5 protein-coding genes are annotated in these 6,297 nt (G+C 53.9%); all 5 read right to left on the bottom strand.

Features of this window, described 5'->3' with window-relative positions; all coding sequences use genetic code 11:
* Window positions 1-181: 181 nt before the first annotated feature.
* Complete coding sequence (locus BZ163_RS35230; protein WP_256578897.1) at window positions 182-670, bottom strand: hypothetical protein; 489 nt, start codon at window positions 668-670, stop codon at window positions 182-184.
* Between the two features lie 24 nt (window positions 671-694).
* Window positions 695-1,411 carry a hypothetical protein gene (locus BZ163_RS35225; RefSeq protein WP_256578896.1) on the bottom strand — a complete coding sequence of 239 codons (717 nt, stop codon included), beginning with the start codon at window positions 1,409-1,411 and terminating at the stop codon, window positions 695-697.
* Between the two features lie 727 nt (window positions 1,412-2,138).
* A complete protein-coding gene (locus tag BZ163_RS00610; protein WP_128869388.1) occupies window positions 2,139-2,852 on the bottom strand; it encodes a hypothetical protein in 714 nt (237 codons plus the stop codon).
* A gap of 4 nt (window positions 2,853-2,856) precedes the next feature.
* The gene (locus BZ163_RS00605; protein WP_128869387.1) at window positions 2,857-5,565 is read right to left on the bottom strand and encodes a hypothetical protein; all 2,709 of its coding nucleotides are present in this window, start codon (window positions 5,563-5,565) and stop codon (window positions 2,857-2,859) included.
* Between the two features lie 31 nt (window positions 5,566-5,596).
* The coding region (locus BZ163_RS00600; RefSeq protein WP_143510979.1) for a DUF2345 domain-containing protein at window positions 5,597-6,297 on the bottom strand (701 nt) is incomplete at its 5' end.

The following is a 6,297-nucleotide window of genomic DNA, read 5'->3' as shown; positions in this document are numbered from 1 at the left end:
GTGCGTATGGGGTTGGACATGGTCAGGCCTTCCTGGTCTGAATGTTGACGAGAGGAAGGGCTTTGCTTCCACCCTGGTCCTGGGGGTTGGAAGCTTTTACGATGGCGGCCAGGGTTTAAATAGGACGTTTCTGATGGGAGTGTAGGAAGCGTCGGTAACGTTGAAACAGCATTCGAGATGCCTATTTCGATAGTGGCGACACCGGCGTCAAAACTGTGCCCCAAAGCCCGGCCGTGCCGGCGCCACCACTGAAAATGAATTGCGCTCCAGCGCCTCGCTCAATCGTCTGCGTCGCGGCAGCGATGGCCAGCCAGGGGGATGCTTTTCCGGGATGGCCTAGCATCGCATCCAGATTGCACAATGCCTGCTTTGGCGTGGCCGGCATGGGGACTTCAGCCAACACGGCCGCGATCGCACCCTCGCGTTGAGCATCAATACCCACCCGCCAGGCTTGTTCGATTGACTTCGCCTCTAGCGGCACCCAATCGAGTGCCTGGCGTGTGGCGTATAGCAGATCATCGGAAGTGGGCTCGCGCTCCTCTTCCGGACGATGGAGGTAGGCGATCGGCGCCAGGGTGGTTTGCGTCAGTCGGTTGCCAAACAGCAAACCGACGGCGACTTCTGCCGTGCCCTCAGGCTGTTCCGGGGCAAACCGCACTGCCACCACCATCAGCAACGCCTGGTCATCGATGCGCTAGTCGAGCCATTGATCCAGCGCGGCCAACCCACTGCCCTCGACGGGTAAAGTCGGCTGACGGATACCGGACTCATGCCATGCCTTTTGCCACACCCGGCGCCACTGGTCCTCAGACAAACCGCTATCGACTTCCAGCAACAGGGCCAGTGGCGTGTTGTCAGGCAATCGCGCCAGGATTGGCGCCAGGTCGGCGAGCACGGGTGCAAGTATGCGCAGCAGTATTCGTTTGAGGTCTGCATCCGTACCGCCTGACAAGCGACTATGACCACACGTCGTCAGGTCCAGCCTGGACGGTTGAGCTTTCAGGGCTTTGGTTGCGCTCAGCAAGGCATCCCGTTGTGCGGTCGGTTGCTCTCCAGGCGCTCGAAGCGCGGTGTACCAGCTCACACCCAACACTTGCTGCGAGCGTCGACCCTGACGAATCTTGCGGATCATGTCTTCTTCCCGCGCTTCATCCCAACCATCGGCAGCAGCGTGTTCGCCGATATGAAACAGCAATCGCCCAAAACCCAGCAAGCACCAACTCAGGATTGGTACGCCTAAGGCCAGGCCCCAGAAATCAAGAGGCTTCTGGTGCAAGGTTCCGTTGCCGAACAGCAAAGTCCCTCCGACTCCCAACAACAAACCCGACAGCAGCAAGCCGAGCCACAACCAGATACGAGGTCCTTCAGGACGTGGCGCGAGAGATGGAACTTTATCCAGTCTGACGGGCATGGTTAGCGCGTTCTTGTTTCAGACAGGCGTGATATCACTGCACAACTGCTGACGCGGAGAAGGCCGTCAAATGTAAGCGGATCAACATTGTCTTTAAACATGCTTCACTCCACCCTAGGAACTCTGCATTTAATCTCACAGGTTCCCATTGTTAATATTAAAAAATCAAAGCCACCGTTGATTGCGGGCATCTTGTCGCGCCTACGATATTGAAAACTATAAAATACTACTCTGCAGTAGCGCATTTGCAGGTCACTTCGTAGATTCCTTATTTTTTCTGGCAGAAAAGGTGATCCGCCAGGCCATCATAAAATATTACTTCGCAGGACATAACTGTTTCACCTATAGGCTGCAGGGGGTCACTCCAATTTCAAAGAGAAGCTTTCCATCTTTGAAGGCACCCTCTTTGACATCCACAGCGGTGTATCCGTCATCAAAGTCTTTCCCAGCTAATTATCAGATTTTTTTCTCTGCTGATACCGTTCCTCTACCGCCAGGAAGCAAATTTTGAATGACAATGCATGACTCATCTGACGAGATCAGGTATCGAACAAAAAGTCTCCCTGCATCACCTGCCCCTACCATGAGTACTCTATTGTAATTGAACTCCGTCACCTAACCCAAGCCAGCGATGAAAATAGTCAGTGCAAAGAAAACGATTATTTTCATTACTATATATACTCCGGCCTTCGCTTAAACCTAACTGCGTCACGCAAAACGCCTATTTCTAAAGGCACTTGTTAACCGCCAACTTCTTCAAATCGTCTTCTTGCAGCCTTTGAAATTTCATAGGGTCCTTAAACCGAAGCAGGTCAAGATATTTCAGGCTAGGTTGCTTGCTGTTATAAAACACCAAAAACCCGTTAACATTGCCGAAATCAAAGCAACCACTAGAAGCTTTAATATATTTGTGAGGCGATGCCCCTATAAGCGAATCCAACGAAGGATAACGATCATAGATCTCAACCTCACCAATTTTTCCTAGAAAAAAATTTGTCGCCTGTGCCTTTTCAACGACAGGACTGGTATCAAATGAAAAAATCGACTCTCGCAACTCATTGGAATAGTCCTGCGCGATTTCGTCATATGTTTCTTCAAGTCCCTTATTCAGTCCGCACATGCCGGCAGCGGCCCTAGCGCCATTATAATTATTGCGCACATCAAAATAAGCACAATCAATCAACAGGTTGCCCCCATCAACGATCAAAGTGTAATAGAACTCAAACCTGGAGCTAACATGCAATGCAGCACCCCCATTTATTGTTATCAGCCTACGATAAAAACCATCTTTTTCACCAACCACCCCCCCATAACTTATTTCACTCCCTTTATCACGAAGCATTATGCTTCCCGGCGTTTTACCGACGACTATTTCTGCTGCTGTTGCTTCAAAGCATGCAAGACACAGAAACAACGAAACATACATTAATGTTTTTTCCAAGAGCTTAGTACTCCACAGGCAACCTTGACGTCTTCTTGAGAATCGCTTCAAATTTTTCCGCATAGGAGGCGATCAAAACTTTCGCATCGTTGCCATTTATTATTTTTCTTGCTGACAGGTAGTCTTTCTTGTCTAAAGCCAAATAGTCAGCCAGCTTCTTCCCTGTGAACATTCCCTTACTCATGCCAATGATCATGATAGGTACGGAGTACTCAAATTTTGCTGCAGCGTCTGGATCTAAAACAAAATCATAGGACAACAAATCTGAAAACTTTCGATAATTATTTTTCCATGTTAAATGGACACAACCCCGACCTCTGTATTTATAACCGTCTCCCTCTTGAGTGTTTCCATTTTTTCTGGCTACTTCGCGCAATTCCGGATCCGAAGCAAGAACCGAATCATATTTATTAAAATAGGAAAGGTTTCCAGCTTCTGGCTTCTCGCTGAAAAACTCACCTGTTAAAAAATAATAAGCCTCATGTCTGACGGTTGCCAACATATAAGCAACCTCGTAAATGTTTGTTTTTTGTGGAAATGACTTATAATACTTATTTATAGCGACTACAATCTTCCTTAAGTTTTCTTTTGAGTTTGTAGTAAGGGCATGTGTCCCGGGTGAAAACGACGTATGTGCAAGCTCGTATTGCAGGAGAAATTCTTCCACATAAATTAAATCGCCCGTTTTCGCAAACGTTGCAACCAACCCCACAGGGTGAAAGTAATACACCTCCCCATGCGCCGGAAGCCCAACTTTCGCCGCCACCTCCCCCCACCAACACATCTGCTTGATCCGCTGCTTCTCCGCCAACCAATTCAAATGTGGCGTCGAACCACTGTGGCCAAGTACCTCATCCAGCCGGTCCCACTTGCCCGCCTTGTAGTACCACTCGCTTTCACAATTGACGATCAACTGTGAAATCGACTGCGCATGGGCGGGCAGGCTGATTGCCGTTCGCAGCTCTTCAGCCGTCATCCTGCCATTGCGGTCGGTGTCGATGATGTCGTATAGCCGGGTCTTCAACGGCCCCGTGTCCCCTTCATCCGCCATGGGGCCGAAACGCTCGAGTTGCGCTTCGCTCAGGCGTTTAACCGCGCGCAGAAATGAGGCCATGAACTCCTGAGGGACGTCGTATTCGTCGATGATGTCGTAGCCTTCCCACGACCAAGGGCTGACCCAGGGTGTGACACCGACTTCTTCGCGCACCCAGCCTTTGAGCAGGTGGTTGTCGGCGCCGTGGAGCAGCCCCTCCAGGCGATACCAGTTGCTGACTTTGCGGCTTTCGCTCGCGGTCACCTGGATTTTTCTGTCGGCCGGCAGGCCGTCCAGCACGCGTTTGGGGATTAACAAGTCGGCCGCGCTGAGTGGACTGGCGGCACTCAATACTTTCAGTTGCGCGGCGGTGACATTATTTTGATGAGGCACTACCGCGGTGCCCTTGGCGAGTTTCAGCCAGGTTCTGTCTTTTTCCGGCAGGCGCTGGGCCCAGTCGCGACTGGCCTTGATGAATGAATCGACGTCATCGCCACTGAACACTTCCAGATGCAGTTTCTGTTCCGGCTGCTCCGCACCGCTCTCCTGGTACCGGCCGAGGTGGCCGATCAGTTCCCCGGCCTTGATCGCGACGGGCGTGTCGAGCACCACCACCCGGTCCGGCCCCAGCGGTTTCTGCTCGCCTTGCAACGAGGCGAAATGCACGTACTGGTCAATGCGTTCCAGCTTGCGGTAATAGTCGTCACCACTGAGCGTGAAGCGCGTGCCATCCGGCAGTTCCATGAGTACCTCGCTGTGAAAGCTCGGTTCGGCGTAGACATTGAGCGAGCCCCCGAGCGCCTTGACGTAATAGTCGTCCCCGGCGATGAGCAGCACCTCGGACATGGACACATAGCCGCGCAGCGATCCATCGGCGCTGATCAGATTGGCGGGGCCGAGGCTGTTCTCCAGCTTGCGCATGTCCCCCTTGCCACTGACGGTCACCTCGGCGCCCCGTGGCAAGAGGTCAATCACCTTGCCGTTCCGGTCCTGGGTGCGCACGTTCAGGCCACGCAGCTCAAGATTTCCCGGGCGGACGTCTTTCACCGTTTGTTTGACGCGGCGGACCGGACTCTCGGGCCAGAACGCCGGACGAGTGAGGGTGGGGTCCTCGTGGTACACCGACCAGTCTTGCAGGTGCATGTACAGGCTGTAGAAGGTCAGGCTGGGCGGTGTGTCCGGGCTGCCTTTGATCTTCGGTGGCTGAAGATAGTGGCGGACCAGCACGAAATTGCGCGAGAACGGCTTTTCTACGGTTTTTTTATTGATGGAATAAGCCGTGGTCGGCGCCTGCGTGTCGATGCGGTACGCCACCACTTCGCCGTCGGCCAGGCAGTGCACGCTGGATTGATCCAGAGCGCCGGCGGTGCCGCTGTCGAAATGTATGCCGCCGTGAAACAGGCCGCTGCGGCCGAGGGGGTAATAGCCCGCTGCGGCTTTGGCCATATGGGTCAGTTGCAACAACGGGTTGCGTGTGTCCTTGGAGGGATCTTTGTCTTTGAACGGGTGGCTCCAGTTTTTCAGTGGCTGCAATCCATCGGCGCCTGGCTCTGGCGAAGTGTCCGCCACAACCGTCGATAAGGCGGGAGCGGGTCGGATGGGAGTCACGAACTCGGCAGATCGTGAGTGCCGACCGAACGACGACTCGGTACCAAATAGCCAAACGAGAAAATCGCGCATCGTGTGCTTCACTCCTTGGGTCTTGTAGGAATCAGGCAGAGAAATCCGAGAGCTCCACGGACTCGGCTTTGTGCTCGGACAATTGAGCCAGCGGCGGTATTTCCAGCGATTGCTGGGCTGCACCGCTGTAGTCGAACTGCGCCGACTTGATTTTGAAGTCACCCGCCGTGCCGCATTCGATGCTGGAAGGGTCGAGGGTGATGTAGCTGCCACCGGCATTGAGGGTGATTTTCTTCTTGGCGGTGATGTGGATTTCGTCTTCGGTGCTGGTGATCGCCAGGCCGTGACGGGCCATCAGTTCGAGCGAGTCGTTTTGCGCTTGCACGCTTACCGGCCCTTGGTTGGCGATCAGCTTGATGCCCAGTTTGCGCACGAACAGGCTGAGTCCCTGCCCCACTCCGATGAACAAGCGCTTGACCACACTGAGGTCGGCTTCGCCACCGGCGTTGAGCATCAGGTTGTTTTGCGCCGCTAACTGGAGATGCTTGCCGCTGGTGAGGGCGATGCCCTCAGGCGCGCTGAGGAGTACTACGGCGGCTTTGAGCTCTTCGAGTTGTTGGCGCACGAATGCCATTTGTGCCTGCACATCCGCGGGATCTGCGTTAGCGGCCTGGGCATCGACGGAGAGCGATTGCAGTTGCTCGCCCGCCTGCTGCAGGCGGCCGGTTGCCGCGCTCATTTCCAGGACTTGCCCCTGCGCCAGGGCCTGCTCATCGGCACTGATAAACAACC

Source organism: Pseudomonas sp. VI4.1 (genome assembly GCF_002029345.1).
GTDB lineage: Bacteria > Pseudomonadota > Gammaproteobacteria > Pseudomonadales > Pseudomonadaceae > Aquipseudomonas.
Note: the sequence above shows the minus strand (reverse complement) of the source record. Positions and strands in the feature narration are given on the sequence as shown.

What these genes read in the sequence shown, in the direction of transcription:
- BZ163_RS35230 (WP_256578897.1), bottom strand. Translation starts at nt 670, where the DNA reads ATGGTGGTGGCAGTGCGGTTTGCCCCGGAACAGCCTGAGGGCACGGCA.
- BZ163_RS35225 (WP_256578896.1), bottom strand. Translation starts at nt 1,411, where the DNA reads ATGCCCGTCAGACTGGATAAAGTTCCATCTCTCGCGCCACGTCCTGAA.
- BZ163_RS00605 (WP_128869387.1), bottom strand. Translation starts at nt 5,565, where the DNA reads ATGCGCGATTTTCTCGTTTGGCTATTTGGTACCGAGTCGTCGTTCGGT.